General features: G+C 61.4%; 16 protein-coding genes. 12 read left to right on the plus strand and 4 right to left on the minus strand.

Annotated features, from left to right (window positions below; translation table 11 throughout):
* Positions 1–9: 9 nt before the first annotated feature.
* Positions 10–1,872 carry an ABC-F family ATP-binding cassette domain-containing protein gene (locus ACTRWK_RS11030; protein ID WP_289081168.1) on the minus strand — a complete coding sequence of 621 codons (1,863 nt, stop codon included), beginning with the start codon at positions 1,870–1,872 and terminating at the stop codon, positions 10–12.
* Between the two features lie 104 nt (positions 1,873–1,976).
* Here ACTRWK_RS11030 and ndk point away from each other — a divergent pair, with 104 nt between their 5' ends.
* Complete coding sequence (gene ndk / locus ACTRWK_RS11035) at positions 1,977–2,399, plus strand: nucleoside-diphosphate kinase (RefSeq protein ID WP_005853549.1); 423 nt, start codon at positions 1,977–1,979, stop codon at positions 2,397–2,399.
* A 91-nt stretch (positions 2,400–2,490) separates the two neighbouring features.
* On the opposite strand, the gene ACTRWK_RS11040 is transcribed toward ndk, so the two are convergent.
* Both ACTRWK_RS11040 and ACTRWK_RS11045 read right to left on the minus strand, forming a co-directional pair.
* The gene (locus tag ACTRWK_RS11040) at positions 2,491–2,907 is read right to left on the minus strand and encodes a DUF4112 domain-containing protein (RefSeq protein WP_184582077.1); all 417 of its coding nucleotides are present in this window, start codon (positions 2,905–2,907) and stop codon (positions 2,491–2,493) included.
* Positions 2,908–3,000: 93 nt separating this feature from the next.
* Positions 3,001–3,327: a TfoX/Sxy family protein gene (locus tag ACTRWK_RS11045; protein ID WP_005853551.1), complete on the minus strand. Its 327-nt coding sequence runs from the start codon at positions 3,325–3,327 to the stop codon at positions 3,001–3,003.
* Positions 3,328–3,704: 377 nt separating this feature from the next.
* Here ACTRWK_RS11045 and ACTRWK_RS11050 point away from each other — a divergent pair, with 377 nt between their 5' ends.
* The 5 genes from ACTRWK_RS11050 (at position 3,705) to ACTRWK_RS11070 (ending at position 6,708) form a co-directional block, all read left to right on the plus strand.
* Positions 3,705–3,872, plus strand: a complete 168-nt coding sequence (locus tag ACTRWK_RS11050; protein WP_235183784.1) for an RSP_7527 family protein — start codon at positions 3,705–3,707, stop codon at positions 3,870–3,872.
* Between the two features lie 83 nt (positions 3,873–3,955).
* Complete coding sequence (locus tag ACTRWK_RS11055; RefSeq protein ID WP_009824624.1) at positions 3,956–4,174, plus strand: DUF1127 domain-containing protein; 219 nt, start codon at positions 3,956–3,958, stop codon at positions 4,172–4,174.
* 321 nt (positions 4,175–4,495) lie between these two features.
* Positions 4,496–5,248: an amino acid ABC transporter substrate-binding protein gene (locus tag ACTRWK_RS11060; RefSeq protein ID WP_005853554.1), complete on the plus strand. Its 753-nt coding sequence runs from the start codon at positions 4,496–4,498 to the stop codon at positions 5,246–5,248.
* A 6-nt stretch (positions 5,249–5,254) separates the two neighbouring features.
* The gene (locus ACTRWK_RS11065) at positions 5,255–5,929 is read left to right on the plus strand and encodes an amino acid ABC transporter permease (RefSeq protein ID WP_005853555.1); all 675 of its coding nucleotides are present in this window, start codon (positions 5,255–5,257) and stop codon (positions 5,927–5,929) included.
* The gene (locus tag ACTRWK_RS11070; RefSeq protein WP_289081099.1) at positions 5,926–6,708 is read left to right on the plus strand and encodes an amino acid ABC transporter ATP-binding protein; all 783 of its coding nucleotides are present in this window, start codon (positions 5,926–5,928) and stop codon (positions 6,706–6,708) included. Before ACTRWK_RS11065 ends, ACTRWK_RS11070 begins: the two co-directional genes overlap by 4 nt.
* A gap of 3 nt (positions 6,709–6,711) precedes the next feature.
* Here ACTRWK_RS11070 and ACTRWK_RS11075 read toward each other — a convergent pair whose 3' ends face one another.
* The gene (locus ACTRWK_RS11075; RefSeq protein WP_168592079.1) at positions 6,712–7,479 is read right to left on the minus strand and encodes a DeoR/GlpR family DNA-binding transcription regulator; all 768 of its coding nucleotides are present in this window, start codon (positions 7,477–7,479) and stop codon (positions 6,712–6,714) included.
* Positions 7,480–7,648: 169 nt separating this feature from the next.
* Here ACTRWK_RS11075 and ACTRWK_RS11080 point away from each other — a divergent pair, with 169 nt between their 5' ends.
* Genes ACTRWK_RS11080 through ACTRWK_RS11105 form a run of 6 tightly spaced genes read left to right on the plus strand, consistent with a single transcriptional unit; the run spans position 7,649 to position 13,425 of the window.
* Complete coding sequence (locus ACTRWK_RS11080; RefSeq protein WP_289081098.1) at positions 7,649–8,617, plus strand: ABC transporter substrate-binding protein; 969 nt, start codon at positions 7,649–7,651, stop codon at positions 8,615–8,617.
* Positions 8,617–10,320 (plus strand): ABC transporter permease, encoded by a 1,704-nt coding sequence (locus ACTRWK_RS11085; RefSeq protein ID WP_184582073.1) that lies wholly within the window; start codon positions 8,617–8,619, stop codon positions 10,318–10,320. Before ACTRWK_RS11080 ends, ACTRWK_RS11085 begins: the two co-directional genes overlap by 1 nt.
* Positions 10,308–11,351, plus strand: coding sequence for an ABC transporter ATP-binding protein (locus tag ACTRWK_RS11090; protein WP_289081097.1), 1,044 nt, complete (start codon positions 10,308–10,310; stop codon positions 11,349–11,351). The genes ACTRWK_RS11085 and ACTRWK_RS11090 overlap by 13 nt, the downstream gene beginning before the upstream one ends.
* A gap of 51 nt (positions 11,352–11,402) precedes the next feature.
* Positions 11,403–12,419: an MBL fold metallo-hydrolase gene (locus ACTRWK_RS11095; protein WP_005853561.1), complete on the plus strand. Its 1,017-nt coding sequence runs from the start codon at positions 11,403–11,405 to the stop codon at positions 12,417–12,419.
* Positions 12,416–12,964 (plus strand): histidine phosphatase family protein, encoded by a 549-nt coding sequence (locus ACTRWK_RS11100; RefSeq protein ID WP_051843960.1) that lies wholly within the window; start codon positions 12,416–12,418, stop codon positions 12,962–12,964. Before ACTRWK_RS11095 ends, ACTRWK_RS11100 begins: the two co-directional genes overlap by 4 nt.
* Entirely contained in the window at positions 12,961–13,425 is a 465-nt protein-coding gene (locus ACTRWK_RS11105) for a phosphatase domain-containing protein (RefSeq protein ID WP_037944292.1), read from the plus strand. The genes ACTRWK_RS11100 and ACTRWK_RS11105 overlap by 4 nt, the downstream gene beginning before the upstream one ends.
* The last annotated feature ends 60 nt before the right edge of the window (positions 13,426–13,485 follow it).

A 13,485-nucleotide genomic window follows, 5' to 3' on the forward strand; every position in this document is an offset into this window, starting at 1 on the left:
GCGCTGGCATTACGCCGACGCGGTTTCCAGTTTTTCCAACGCGCCCATCCAGATCGCTTCCGCCCGTTCAAGCGCGGCCATGACTTCGGCGTATTTCTTGTTCCAGACCTCAAGTTCGCCGACTTTGTCCTTTTCGTAAAGGGCAGGGTCCGCGAGCTTTTTCGCAAGCTTGTCGCGCATGTCGTTGATCTTGGTCACCCGCGCCTCGGCCGTGCGCACTTCGGCGCGCAGGGCAAGGATGTCTTCGCGGTTGGCGCGTTTGGGTTTTGGCGCTTCCTTGACCGGTTTGGGGTTCTTGCTGACGGGCTTTTCCACGGTCAACAGCATCTTGCGATAGGCTTCGAGGTCATCCTCATAGGGTTTGACCGTGCCGTTCGACACCAGCCACAGACGGTCCGCAACCATCGACAAAAGGTGCATATCGTGGCTGACGAGGATCACAGCACCCGAATAGCGCGTCAACGCCTCGACCAGCGCTTCGCGCGATTCGATATCAAGGTGGTTGGTCGGCTCATCGAGGATCAGCAGATGCGGTGCGTCTAATGTGGCGAGCAGCAGCGACAGACGCGCCTTTTGTCCCCCCGACAAACGCCCCACTTCGGTATCGGCCTGATCCGGCCCCAGACCGAACCCCGCCAGCTGTGCGCGCAGCTTGGATTGCATCACACCGGGGCGCGCGCTGATGATATGCTGCAGCGGCGTTTCATGGACGATCAATTCATCCACCTGATGCTGTGCAAAGAACCCGATGCGCAGCTTGCTGGAGTTGATTGCCTTGCCCTCGAACAACACCAAACGGTTGGAGAGCAGCTTTGACAGCGTAGATTTACCTTGTCCGTTTTTGCCCAACAGCGCGATGCGGTCGTCTTGGTCGATCCGCAGGTTCAGGCGCGACAGGACGGGCTGGCCCTCGGTATAGCCGGTCGATCCGCCTTCGATGCTGATGATGGGCGGCGAAAGCTCATCGGGTTGCGGGAAGGTAAAGACCTTGCGCGCGGCTTCCTCCGGCGGCGTGATTGTCACCATCTTCTCGATGGCCTTCATTCGCGATTGCGCCTGTTTCGCCTTGGAGGCCTTGGCCTTGAAGCGATCAACGAACGCCTGCATGTGCGCCTTATGCGCTTGCTGCTTTTTCGCCTGCGCTGTCAGCTGCGCGCGCTTTTCGGCCCGCATTTTCGCGAATTGATCGTAATTACCCTGATAATACGTGAGCTTACGGTCTTCGAGGTGCAAGATACCACCGACGGCACGGTTCAACAGACCACGGTCGTGGCTGATGATGATCACCGTATGCGGGTATTTCGACAGGTAGTTTTCCAGCCACAACGCGCCTTCAAGGTCGAGGTAGTTGGTCGGTTCGTCCAACAGCAGCAAATCCGGCTGCGCGAACAGAACGCCCGCCAGCGCCACGCGCATCCGCCACCCGCCCGAATAGGCCGAACAGGGCTGCTGCTGATCATGGTCGTCAAAGCCGAGCCCCTTGAGGATCGCGGCGGCACGGCCTTCGGCGGACCAGGCGTCGATATCGGCAAGGCGGGTCTGCACCTCGGCGATGCGCGCGGGATCATCCGTTGTCTCTGCCTCGTGCATCAAGGCGGCGCGTTCGACATCGGCGGCCAGCACCGTATCGATCAGCGACACGTCAGAGGACGGGACCTCTTGGGCGATGCCCCCGATCTTGGCGCGCGAGGGCAGGCTGATGTCGCCCGCGTCCAGCGACAGCTCTCCGCGAATGATTTTGAACAGCGTGGTTTTACCCGCACCGTTTTGCCCGACCAGACCCACTTTGTGGCCTTCGGGGATGACCGCGCTGGCTTCCTCGAACAAGGGACGGCCTTCGACGGAATAGTTGATTTCTGAAATGCTTAACATGGACGCGGTGTGAACCATGTCTGGCCCCGCGTCAATCGCGGCTTTTCACGGGGCATGACCCATGCTAGGGAGCGGCCAAATCAACCCCACCTAGGAGAGCTATCATGGCCCTTGAGCGCACATTCTCGATCATCAAACCAGACGCAACACGCCGCAACCTGACCGGCAAAATCAACGCCAAATTCGAAGAAGCCGGCCTGCGCATCGTCGCACAAAAGCGTATTCACATGACAAAAGCACAAGCCGGCGTTTTCTATGCCGTGCACGCCGAGCGTCCTTTCTATGACGAACTGTGCGAATTCATGGCGTCCGAGCCTGTTGTTGTTCAGGTTCTTGAAGGCGAAGGTGCCATCGCGAAAAACCGCGAAGTGATGGGCGCAACCAACCCAGCAGACGCAGCCGAAGGCACGATCCGCGCAGAATTCGCCGAATCCGTTGGCGAAAACTCCGTTCACGGGTCCGACGCGCCTGAAACAGCCGCAGTCGAAATCGCGTATTTCTTCTCCGGCCTGGAACTGGTTGGCTAAGCCTTCTCAGGTTTGGACAGATGAAAAGGGTCGCAGGCAACTGCGGCCCTTTTTTCATGCAACGGGGATCATATAACGGCGGCCGATCTGTTCAGCCCTTCAGGGTCGGATGGTGCGACGACAGCTCACCGTCCACAGGGCTCACGGTTTTCATCGGTGCCGTTTGTTCAAGATGACGGTGCAATAGATCGACGTTGCGGATGTTTGCCTTCCAGCCCACGTCAAAGATGTCACCGATCAGGGGGATCGCACCGATCGCAAGGTCGATGCCCACATTCGCCCCCATACGCGCCAGAACCGAGCGGCTTGCGCCCATGCGATGCGCTTCCTTCAAGATATAGCCCGCCGGTGCCAAAGCCAGAACGTCGCCAACGCCGGGTATCAGGCCAAGGATGCTGTCCCAGCCCAGCCGAATGCCCAGCACAGGCACCCGTAGGGCGCTGTCCATCGTACGGGCAAGGCCACGCAGCCGGTCAAGGTCGTGTTGAACATCGGGGGAATGTGGCATGGGGCAGGGTATCCTGTTGGGGCTACGTTAGCGACCCAACGCTTATGGGCGCAGTGCCGTTCCGCTGCTGCCTTCAGGTTTCGCAGGGACGCGTTACGCCTCGCGCACACCGATCAGGTTCATCATGCGTTCGAATTCAGATCGTCCGGTATCATGGGCACGGGCCTTGATCGCGTCGAACTTGACCCGCAGGGCTTTCTTTTCTTCCCCCTTGCAGTCGTTCCACGGGCGCCCCTGAAGCCCCATCACCAGAACATAGTACCCGATGAAGTGGGGGCGCTGACCATTTTGCAGCAATCTCTCATAGGCTGCATCGGCACCAAGATCGCGCAGCTCTTGCGCAGAGTGGATGCCGGCACGGGCGCAGCTTTCCTCGAACGCGGGGCCAAGATTGCGGATGGAAGAAACAGGGTCAGTCATACCGGGCTGTTTATACCGCAGCGTGCCGCCTGTCACTTTCAGATGCTGGCGTAATCCGTAAATATCACCGGCTGGGGTTTTTCCGGCGCGGGTTTGGGTGGGGCGGATTGGTGCGGCTGCGGCGATTGCTTGGTCATGGGGCTTCTCCGGCTTGTGTTGGTCTCTCCGTTTCAGGGGCTACCAACGTTCGGGCGGCCCTTTCGTTCACGGTGAAGTCAAAAACTGCCGGTTTAAGGGCCGGATATGGGCGGTTTTGGGGCGAAACTGTGCCATTTAAGCCATGCGTTTTCCGCATATCCACTATGGTTTGCACCTTTGCTGCACCGCGCACATATGACGGTCACGGGCATTGAAGCCCTGAAATGGAAAGCTGGAAAATGAAAACCGAAGCTACATACAAAACCGCCACTCCGGTCGAAGTCGACCGTCTTCTTGCCGAAGCCAACGCGCTGCGCAGTGCCTATATCTCTGCCGCTGTTGCCAAAGCATCGCGCAAGTTTACCGGCCTGTTCCGCACCGCACCCCGCGGCACGGCAGCAGCCTAAACCGCCAGCGCTTCGCTGACCGAACATACCAAACCGAATGCGGTGGATAGGCCGCCGCATAGACGTGAAAGAGAGAATAAGAAATGAGCTATACATCCACATATACCGCCGCACCTGTTGCGGGTCTGATGCCCAAGCTGCGCCAGTCGCTTGATGCATTCCGTGCCTACAGCGCTGACCAACGCGCCAAACGCCAGACCTTCCGCGAGCTGTCGGCGATGAATGACCGGGATCTGGCAGATATCGGTGTTGCACGTGGCGAGATCCGCCATATTGCTTCGCAAGCGGTTGCCCTGCGCTAACCACGACGCCAAAAGCCACAAGAATTTCCCCGCCGCAAAGTCCTCCCACTTTGCGGCGGTTTTATTTTGTCTGATCAAATGCTTATGCGGTGAAATCCGGCGCTGGTGATTCCCCCAAATGCGCGCTAATTCGCTTGATATCTTCCCCCAAAGCCCCTTCCGCCGCTGCGGCCCCCGAAACAGCGTTTCGCGATCAAAGCCCTTGCCAGAATTTTATTCCTGACCAAGGATGAATGACACCACCGCGGACTTGCTTGACGCTGCGCCATTGAAGCGCGGCTGCGTCATGTTACCTCCCCCTTAGACGTAACGGAGAATATCATGATCAAACACGCCACACTTACCGCAATCGCCCTTGCTACCGGCGTCAGTGCTGCTCAGGCAGAGACGCTGAATGTCGGCATGTCGGGCGGGTACTTTCCCTTTACCTTCGTGAAGCTTGACGAGCTGCAAGGGTTCGAGGTCGATTTCATCAACGCCGTCGCCAAGGAAACCGGCGACGAAGTTAACTTTGTCACCATGTCCTTTTCCGGCCTGATCGGCGCGCTGGAATCTGGCCGCATCGACACGATCGCCAACCAGATCACCATCACCCCCGAACGCGAGGCGAAATTCGCCTTTTCGCAGCCCTATGTCTTTGACGGGGCGCAGGTCGTGGTGAAAGAGGGCAACGAAGACACCATTGGCAGTGTCGAGGATCTGAGCGGGAAGACCGTTGCGGTCAACCTCGGCTCCAACTTCGAGGAACTGCTGAACGAGCTGCCGAACGCGGGCGAGATCGACATTCGCACCTATGAAAGCAACATTGCGCAAGACACGGCCCTTGGTCGCGTGGATGCCTTTGTGATGGACCGCGTTTCCTCGGCCCAGCTGATCGCGGAAAGCCCGCTGCCGCTGGCGCTTGCGGGCAAACCCTTTAGCGAGATCCGCAACGCGCTGCCCTTCCGCAACGATGATGAAGGTCAGGCCCTGCGTGACCGGTTCGACGCCGCGATCACCAAGCTGAAAGAAGACGGCACCCTGACCGAGATTTCGGAAAAATGGTTCGGCTCTGACATCACAACAGCCGAGTAACACAAGATGCGGGGACTGGATTTCGAATATATGTGGGGCTTGCTGCCCGTGTTGCTGGGCTATGTCCCGCTGACGCTGTTCATGGCGTTTGTGGGCATGGTCTGCGCATTGGTGCTGGCCTCGGTACTCGCGGTTGAACGGGTGTTTCGGGTTCCGGTCCTCGACGTTTTTGTGCGGCTGTTCATCAGCTTCTTTCGCGGCACGCCGTTGTTGGTGCAGTTGTTCCTGTTCTACTACGGCCTGCCGCAAGTCCTGAGCTTTCTGGGCAAGATCGACGGCGTCACCGCGACCATCATGGGGCTGACGCTGCATTTCTCGGCCTATATGGCGGAAAGCATCCGCGCCGCCATACTGGGTGTGGACCGCAGCCAGTGGGAGGCCGCGCAGGCCGTGGGCATGACCCAAGGCCAGATGATGCGCCAGATTATTCTGCCTCAGGCCTCGCGGGTCGCGGCACCGACTTTGGTGAACTACTTTATCGATATGATCAAAGGCACCTCGCTGGCCTTTACCCTTGGCGTGACCGAACTGATGGGGGCGACCCAGAAAGAGGCAGCGGGCAGCTTCCTCTACTTCGAAGCCTTTCTCGTCGTCGCCGCGATCTATTGGGTCATGGTAGAGACATTGGCCTTCGCACAGCGTCACCTAGAGGTCTATCTGAACAAGGCACATGCGCGATGACCAATACACAAAGCATTCCAGAGACGGGCAGGGCGATGGGGGACGGGATCACCATATCCGGCCTGACCAAATCCTTTGGCAGCACCGCCGTGCTGAAAGACATCTCGCTTGATATCGCCCAAGGCGAACGGGTGGTGATCATCGGACCGTCGGGCACGGGGAAGTCCACCTTGCTGCGCTGCCTGAACTTTCTTGATGCGCCTGACGCGGGCATCATCCGCATCGGCGATATGTCTGTCGATGCAGCTACGGCGAAGCGCGCCGATATTCTGGCGCTGCGGCGGCGCACGTCCTTCGTGTTCCAGAACTACGCGCTGTTCGCCAACAAGACCGCGCGCGAGAATATCACTCAGGCGCTGATCACCGTTCAGGGCTATAGCAAGGCCGAGGCTAACGCCCGTGCCGATGCGACGCTGCGCGAAACCGGTCTGTTCGAGAAAGCCGACAGCTACCCCGCTGCACTGTCGGGCGGCCAGCAGCAAAGGGTGGGCATCGGCCGCGCGATGGCGCTGGATGCGGATCTGATGCTGTTTGACGAACCGACCTCGGCGCTGGACCCCGAATGGGTGGGAGAGGTGCTCGACCTCATGCGGCGCGTGGCCGAGAAACAACAGACCATGCTGATCGTCACGCACGAGATCCAGTTCGCGCGCGAGATTGCGGATCGGATCGTCTTTATGGACGAGGGGCGGATTGTCGAACAGGGCCCACCGGCGGAACTGCTTGATGCGCCCAAAGACCCGCGCACCCAATCCTTCTTGCGGCGTGTCACGGGATAGGGACTAGACCTTGATCACCGTGCACCCATGGGCGGCGGCGCGGGACAGCAGATCGGGCGACAGCGCGGCCCCTGTGACAAGGTAGTCATAGGCCCAGATCTCCCCGTGCTGGCAGGCAAGGTCCAAATCCGCCTTGCCCTGATCGGCCACCAGGATCGTTGTCTTGGCGCAGCCCGCAATCGCCTTGCGCGCCAGCACCTCGTCCGAGTTATAGTCCATCACCGCGCCCGACCCCGACAGCCCGCCACAGCTGAACACGGCGTAATCCATGCGGTAACCCGCAAAAAACGCCAGCGCTGCAGCGCCGATCAGATCCAGATCGCGCATCCGTACATTGCCGCCCGCCAGCTCCACCATCACGCCCGCGGCATTCTGCAGGGCGCACACCGCGTGGATGCTATTGGTCGCGACGAATAGGTCCTTGTGCGACGACAGAAACCGCGCGCAATGCTCAACCGTGGTCCCCGTCCCAAGCGCCACCCGTGCGCCATCGGGGATCAGGTTCTTGACCGCCAAGGCGATGCGCTGCTTTTCCTGTCGCGCGATGGTTTCGCGGGGCAGGTAGCCGATATTCTCGCTTTGCTGGCGCAGCTGCACCTTTCCCTTGCGGCGCTGCACCAGTGCCGCGTCGTCAAGGTCGCGCAGGTCGGCGCGGATGGTCTGCACCGAAACGTCCAAACGCTGCGATAGTTCGGCAGGGGACAAAGCGTCGTTCTGCGACAGCAGCGCAATGATCCTGTCGCGCCGGTCGGTCAGAGTAGGTCGCGCCATCTATTTTCCTTCGAAAACAACTCAAGGTTAGCCGGACCCTAGAGCGACCCCGTCCACGGCGCAATATAATTAAATCTGTTACGGAAATGTCATAAATCTGTAGCGTAAGATGGGAATAAGGCGAGCGTGAAATGCTTTCGTACGAAAGCTACCTTTTCAGGAGAGCCCCATGAAAACCATCCTCACCACCACCGCTTTTGCCCTGATGGCCAGCACGGCCCTTGCAGATACAATCACACTTTACACCTCGCAGCCCAATGCAGATGCGCAGCAGACTGTGGACGCCTTCAAAGCCGCCAACCCCGATACCGATGTCGAATGGGTCCGCGATGGCACGACCAAACTGATGGCCCGTCTGCGCGCCGAGATCGAGGCAGGCAACCCGCAGCCCGACGTGCTGCTGATCGCCGACACCGTGACGCTGGAGGGCATGGCCCAAGAAGGTCTGCTGACCGCTTACCAATCCCCCGAGGCTGCCAATTATGACAGCGCGCTGTATTCTGCCGACGGCTTCTATCACTCGACCAAGCTGATCACGACAGGTATCGTCTATAACACCGGCGTCGAGACGGCTCCGACCTCGTGGAACGACCTGAGCGATGCGGCCCTGAAAGGGCAGGTGGCCATGCCGTCCCCGCTGTATTCCGGTGCGGCGCTGATCCATCTGGCAACCCTGACCGGCGATGACAGCCTTGGCTGGGGCTATTACGAACAACTGGCGGAAAACGACGCCCGCGCCCAAGGCGGCAACGGTGGCACGTTCAAGGCCGTGGCCTCGGGCGAGAAACCTTATGGCATGGTCGTCGACTTCCTCGCGATCCGCAACAAGGCCGAAGGGTCGCCTGTCGAATTCGTCTTCCCGACCGAAGGCGTATCCTATGTGACCGAGCCTGTTGCGATCATGTCGACCGCCAAGAACGTCGAAGGCGCACAGAAGTTCGTCGATTTCCTGCTGAGCGCGGAAGGTCAGGATGTGGTGCTTGAGATGGGCTATATCCCCGCACGCGACGGCATGAGCGTGCCCGCCGGTTTCCCTGCGCGCGAAGACATCAAACTGATGGACTTCGATCCCGCGACCGCGTTGAAAGACGCCGAAGCCAACAAGGCCAAATTCACAGAGCTGTTTGGCGCCGAGTAATGGGCGTTCTGACAAAAAACGGGGGCAGCCGGTCCGAGGGGTGGCTGCTCTCTACCATTTTGATTGTGGCGATCAGCCTGACTCTTGCGCCGGTGCTGCGCCTGTTTGTCGAAGGGGTGACGGATCAGGGCGCAGTTGGCCTGTCGCTCGCGGGCGAGGTGCTGCGCCAGCCATCGACGCTGAGCGCGCTGAAACATTCGCTGGTGACCGCAGGGTTCGGCACCCTGGTCTCGGTGGTTCTGGGGTCTGCCTTTGCGTTTCTGGTGGCGCTGACCGATCTGCGCGCCAAGGCGGCGCTGGTGTTCTGCCTGATGATCCCGATGATGATCCCGCCCCAGATCACTGCGCTGTCATGGACCCAGATCATGGGGCCGTCGTCTGTGTTGCTCAAGACCTTGGGGCTGGCGCCGCCATTGGGGTCGCCGCAGCCGCTTTATTCGGCGCAAGGCATCATTCTGTTGCTGGGCATCCAGCATATGTCGATTATTTTCCTGACCCTGCGTGCAGGTCTGCGCGCCATCCCGCAAGAGGTGGTCGAAGCGGCGCGCATCAGTGGCGCGCGGGGGCTGCGCACGTGGTGGCAGGTGGTCATGCCCCTGACCCTGCCCAGTTTGGCCGCGGGAACGGCGATCACCTTTGTCACCGCCCTTGGCAACTTTGGCATCCCCGCGATGCTGGGTATTCCGGCGGGCTATGCGACCCTGCCGACGCTGGTTTACCAAAAGTTGGCGGGCATGGGCACCAGCGTGCTGGCCGAGGTATCGATCCTCGCCATGCTGATCGGTGCGGTGGCTGTAACGGGCATCCTGACGCAACGGTTCTTTCAATCGCGCCAACGGGTCTATCTGGTGGGGGCCACCTCGCGCCCCTTGGCGATCCCGCTCGGGGCGGCGCGTCTGCCGGTCGAGGTGTTGCTATGGGCCGTGGTCTGCACGATCCTTGTGCTGCCCATGTTCGGCCTGCTGGCGACGTCGCTGGTGCCTGCCTATGGCGTGCCACTGCGGCTTGACACCGTAACCCTTCAGGCGTGGACCGAGGTCCTGCTGCGCCAGCCGGTCACGACGCGGGCCTTTGCGAACTCCTTTGGTCTGGCGATCGGCGCGGCGGTTGTGCTCATGCTGCTCTGCCTGCCGCTGGCGTGGTTGATGGAGCGGAACCCGACGCGGCTGTCGCGGCTGTTTGATAGCCTGCTGGATCTGCCCTATGCCTTGCCCGGAGTGGTGTTGTCGATTGCGATGATCCTGCTGCTGATCAAGCTGCCGTTCACCGATGCGACGCTGTATGGCACGATCTGGATCATCTTCTTGGCCTATCTGGCGCGGTTCTTTGCGGTGATGTTCCGCCCCGTGCAAGCGAGCCTCAAGCAGTTGGATCCTGCCATGGGCGAAGCCGCGCAATCGGTGGGGGCATCGCTGTTCCAGCGGCTGCGCGATGTGATCGTGCCGCTCTCGGCTCCGGCGGCGGCGGCTGGGGCGATCCTTGTGTTTCTCACCGCGTTTAACGAGCTCACGGTTTCCGCGCTGCTCTGGTCCTCGGGGACCGAGACGTTGGGCGTGGTCATTTTCAATCTGGACGACAGTGGCGAGACCGCAATGGCCAGCGCGCTGGCGATGACCATCGTGCTGGTGGTTATGGCGCTGATGGTGCTGGTGCAACTGATGTCCCGACGTTTCCCCAAAGGAGTAGTCCCATGGCAGACATAAGCCTGTCCGCGCTTGGCAAATCATTCGCCGGCACCACCGCGCTGCATGACATCACCACCACCTTCAAGGATGGCGAATTCGTCGCCCTGCTGGGGCCGTCGGGCTGCGGCAAGACCACGCTGCTGCGCCTGCTTGCGGGGTTCGAGATGCCGACGACGGGGCAGATTTCCATCGGCCCGCACGAGGTCGCGCATGTGGCTGGCAACCGCATGGTCCCGCCCGAGGATCGCAACATCGGTTTCGTATTCCAGTCCTACGCGCTTTGGCCCCATATGAACGTGCGGCGCAATGTGTCCTATCCTCTGGAGATCCGGCGTTTTTCCAAGGCCGAGATCACCGCGCAGACCGATCAGGCGTTACAGGCGACGGGGCTGACGGACTATGCCGACCGGATGCCCTCCGAACTGTCGGGCGGGCAGCGTCAGCGGGTCGCTTTGGCGCGCTGTCTGGTGTCGCACCCCGATGCGGTGCTGCTGGACGAACCGCTGGCCAACCTTGATGTGGCGCTGCGGGCGTCGATGCAGACGGTGTTCACCGATTTCCACAAGCGCACCGGCGCGACGATGGTCTATGTCACCCACGACCAGTCAGAGGCGATGGCCATGGCCGACCGCATCGCCGTGATGGACAAGGGCCGCATCCAGCAGTTCGACACGCCCCAAACGCTGTATGAACGCCCCAGAAACCGCTTTGTCGCCGAATTCGTCGGGCGCGGCACGGTGGTGCCTATGCGCGGGGTCGAAAAGAGCGATAGCGCCCTGCACGGCCATGTTCTGGGCACTCGGATCGCCGTGCAAAGCGGGGATGACCTGCCAAGCCATGTCTGCCTGCGCCCCGAAAACCTGACCATCAGCGAAACCGGCGACCTGCGCGCCAAAGTGGCGCGGGTGACCTATCTGGGCGGCAAATACCTTCTGGAAACCGTCGCGGACTGCGGCACGCGTCTGCTGGCTGAAACACGGGCACGGTTTGATGTCGGCATGCAGCTTGGCCTGACGATCACCACCCCATGGGCATTCTCCGAGGAATAAATGCAAAGCGTAAGAGTACTTTCCGGCATAGGGGACAAAGGCCCCGCATGCATGCAATTGAACACGGGCAATCGGCGCTGGCTGCTGGACTGCGGCTTTGGCCCCGAGGCCCACGCCCATTTTGACCCGCGCTGGCTGAAGGGCGCGGATGCGGTCTTTATCACCCACGACCATATCGACCACATCGGCGGGGCGATCTATGCGGTAGAGGCGGGGCTGCCGATCTATGCCACCGCGCAAACCGCCAAGGCGCTGCCCCCTGCCGCCAAGGTCAACCTGCTGCCCGAACGGGGGGTATCTGTGATCGACGGCGTGCAGCTGACCACGGGGCGCAACGGGCACGCCATGGGCGGTGTCTGGATGCATTTCGCCTTGGGCGAGGGGCTGTTCTACTCGGGCGACTGGTCCGAGGAATCCGACTGGTTCCCGCTGGACCTTCCACCACCCGCGGCGACGGCGATCCTGGACTGTTCCTACCAGCTTGACGATGTGCCCCAGACCGAAAGATTTGCAGCACTTGACGCCTTGCTGGACAGGCTTGAGGGGCAGGTGCTTTTGCCAGTGCCGCCATCGGGCAGGGCGGGCGAAATGGCCCTGCACCTGATCCGGCGCTATGGTCACGCCAGCGTCATGCTGGACCCGGAATGTCAGGCGGTGCTGGCGACGGGTCTGCGCAGCGGCACGCTTGGCGTGGATGCGGCCAAGATCGCCCCGCTGCTGGCGCGCGGCCCGCTGGACGAGGCGCGGTTTCTGGTCTGCGACACCCCCAATGCCGATGGCGGTGCCGCCTGGGGCTATGTGCGCGCCTGGCATGAAAGCGGCCGTTTGGGGCGCGACGCGCATGTGGTCTTTACCGGCCATATGACCGCCCATGCCCGCGGGATCTGCAGCGTGCCGGGGGGATATTTCCAACGCTGGAACGTACACCCGCCGCTGCGTGATCAGGTGCGTATGCTGGAACGGCTTGGCGCGAAACGCTTTGCGCCAGCCTTCTGCACCCAGCCAGAAGACTATTTGATCGAGGATCTGGGCGTCGAGGTTTTCATGCATGATCCGGTGCGCCTGTGAGGGTGGCCGCGCTTCCGCCCTCGGACTTTTGCCTGATCCGCCACGGGGAGACGACCGCCAATGCGCAAAGCATCATCGCAGGGGTGACCGATGTAGCGCTGACCGCCCGCGGCCGCGATCAGGCGCGCGCGCTGGCCCGTCGTCGCTGGCCGCAGCCGGTCACGCTTTTCGCCAGCCCCGCCGCACGGGCGCGAGACACCTGCAAGCTTGCCTTTGCGCAGCGCGGTTTTACCGTGATTTCCGCGTTGCGCGAACGCGATTGGGGGGCGTTCGAGGGGCAGCCGCTGTCGCAGCAACCCATACGCGAAGACACCCCCGAAGGCGGCGAAAGCTGGCCCGCCATGCTTGATCGTGTCGCAGGCGCGATCCACGCGGCCTGTGCCGCCACACCCGCCGGCCACCTTCCGGTGCTGGTCTGCCATTCCGGTATCATCCGCGCCGCGCGCGTGCTGTGGACACCCCATGACGCGGGCACACGCCCGCCAAACGCCATCCCGATCCTGTTTCAGCGGTCGGGCACACTTCTTGAGGAGAAAGAGCTATGACATCCGCCCCCCTGACACCTTGCGTGGTATTCGACGTCGACGGCACTCTGGCCGAGTTCGACGCGGCAAAGCTGGGTCATCTGGTGCATGGCGTCGAGAAGCAATGGGATGCGTTCCACATGGCGATGGCCGACGCCCCGCTGATTGCCCCCATCGCCAAACTGATGCGCCGCCTGAAGCAAAGCGGCGAGACGATCGTCATCTGCTCGGGCCGCCCTGACGGTTGGGCGGAACACACGATCGCCTGGCTGCACAAACACGATCTGCCCTTCGACGGCGTCTACCTGCGCGCCAAGGATCAGGACGCCGCAAGCGATCCGGAGGTCAAACGCCAAGCGCTGGCGCAAATGCAAGCAGACGGGCTGGCCCCCTGGCTGGTCATCGATGATCGCAGTTCGGTCGTTGACGCATGGCGGGCCGAGGGGCTTGCCTGCCTGCAATGCGCGCCGGGGGATTTTTGACGCGGGCGGGTGCAGCATCACGCCCCTGATCGCGGATTTTGACAGCGCACCGCGCCACAG

This window comes from Sulfitobacter sp. G5_S2_6_S6, from assembly GCF_054968505.1.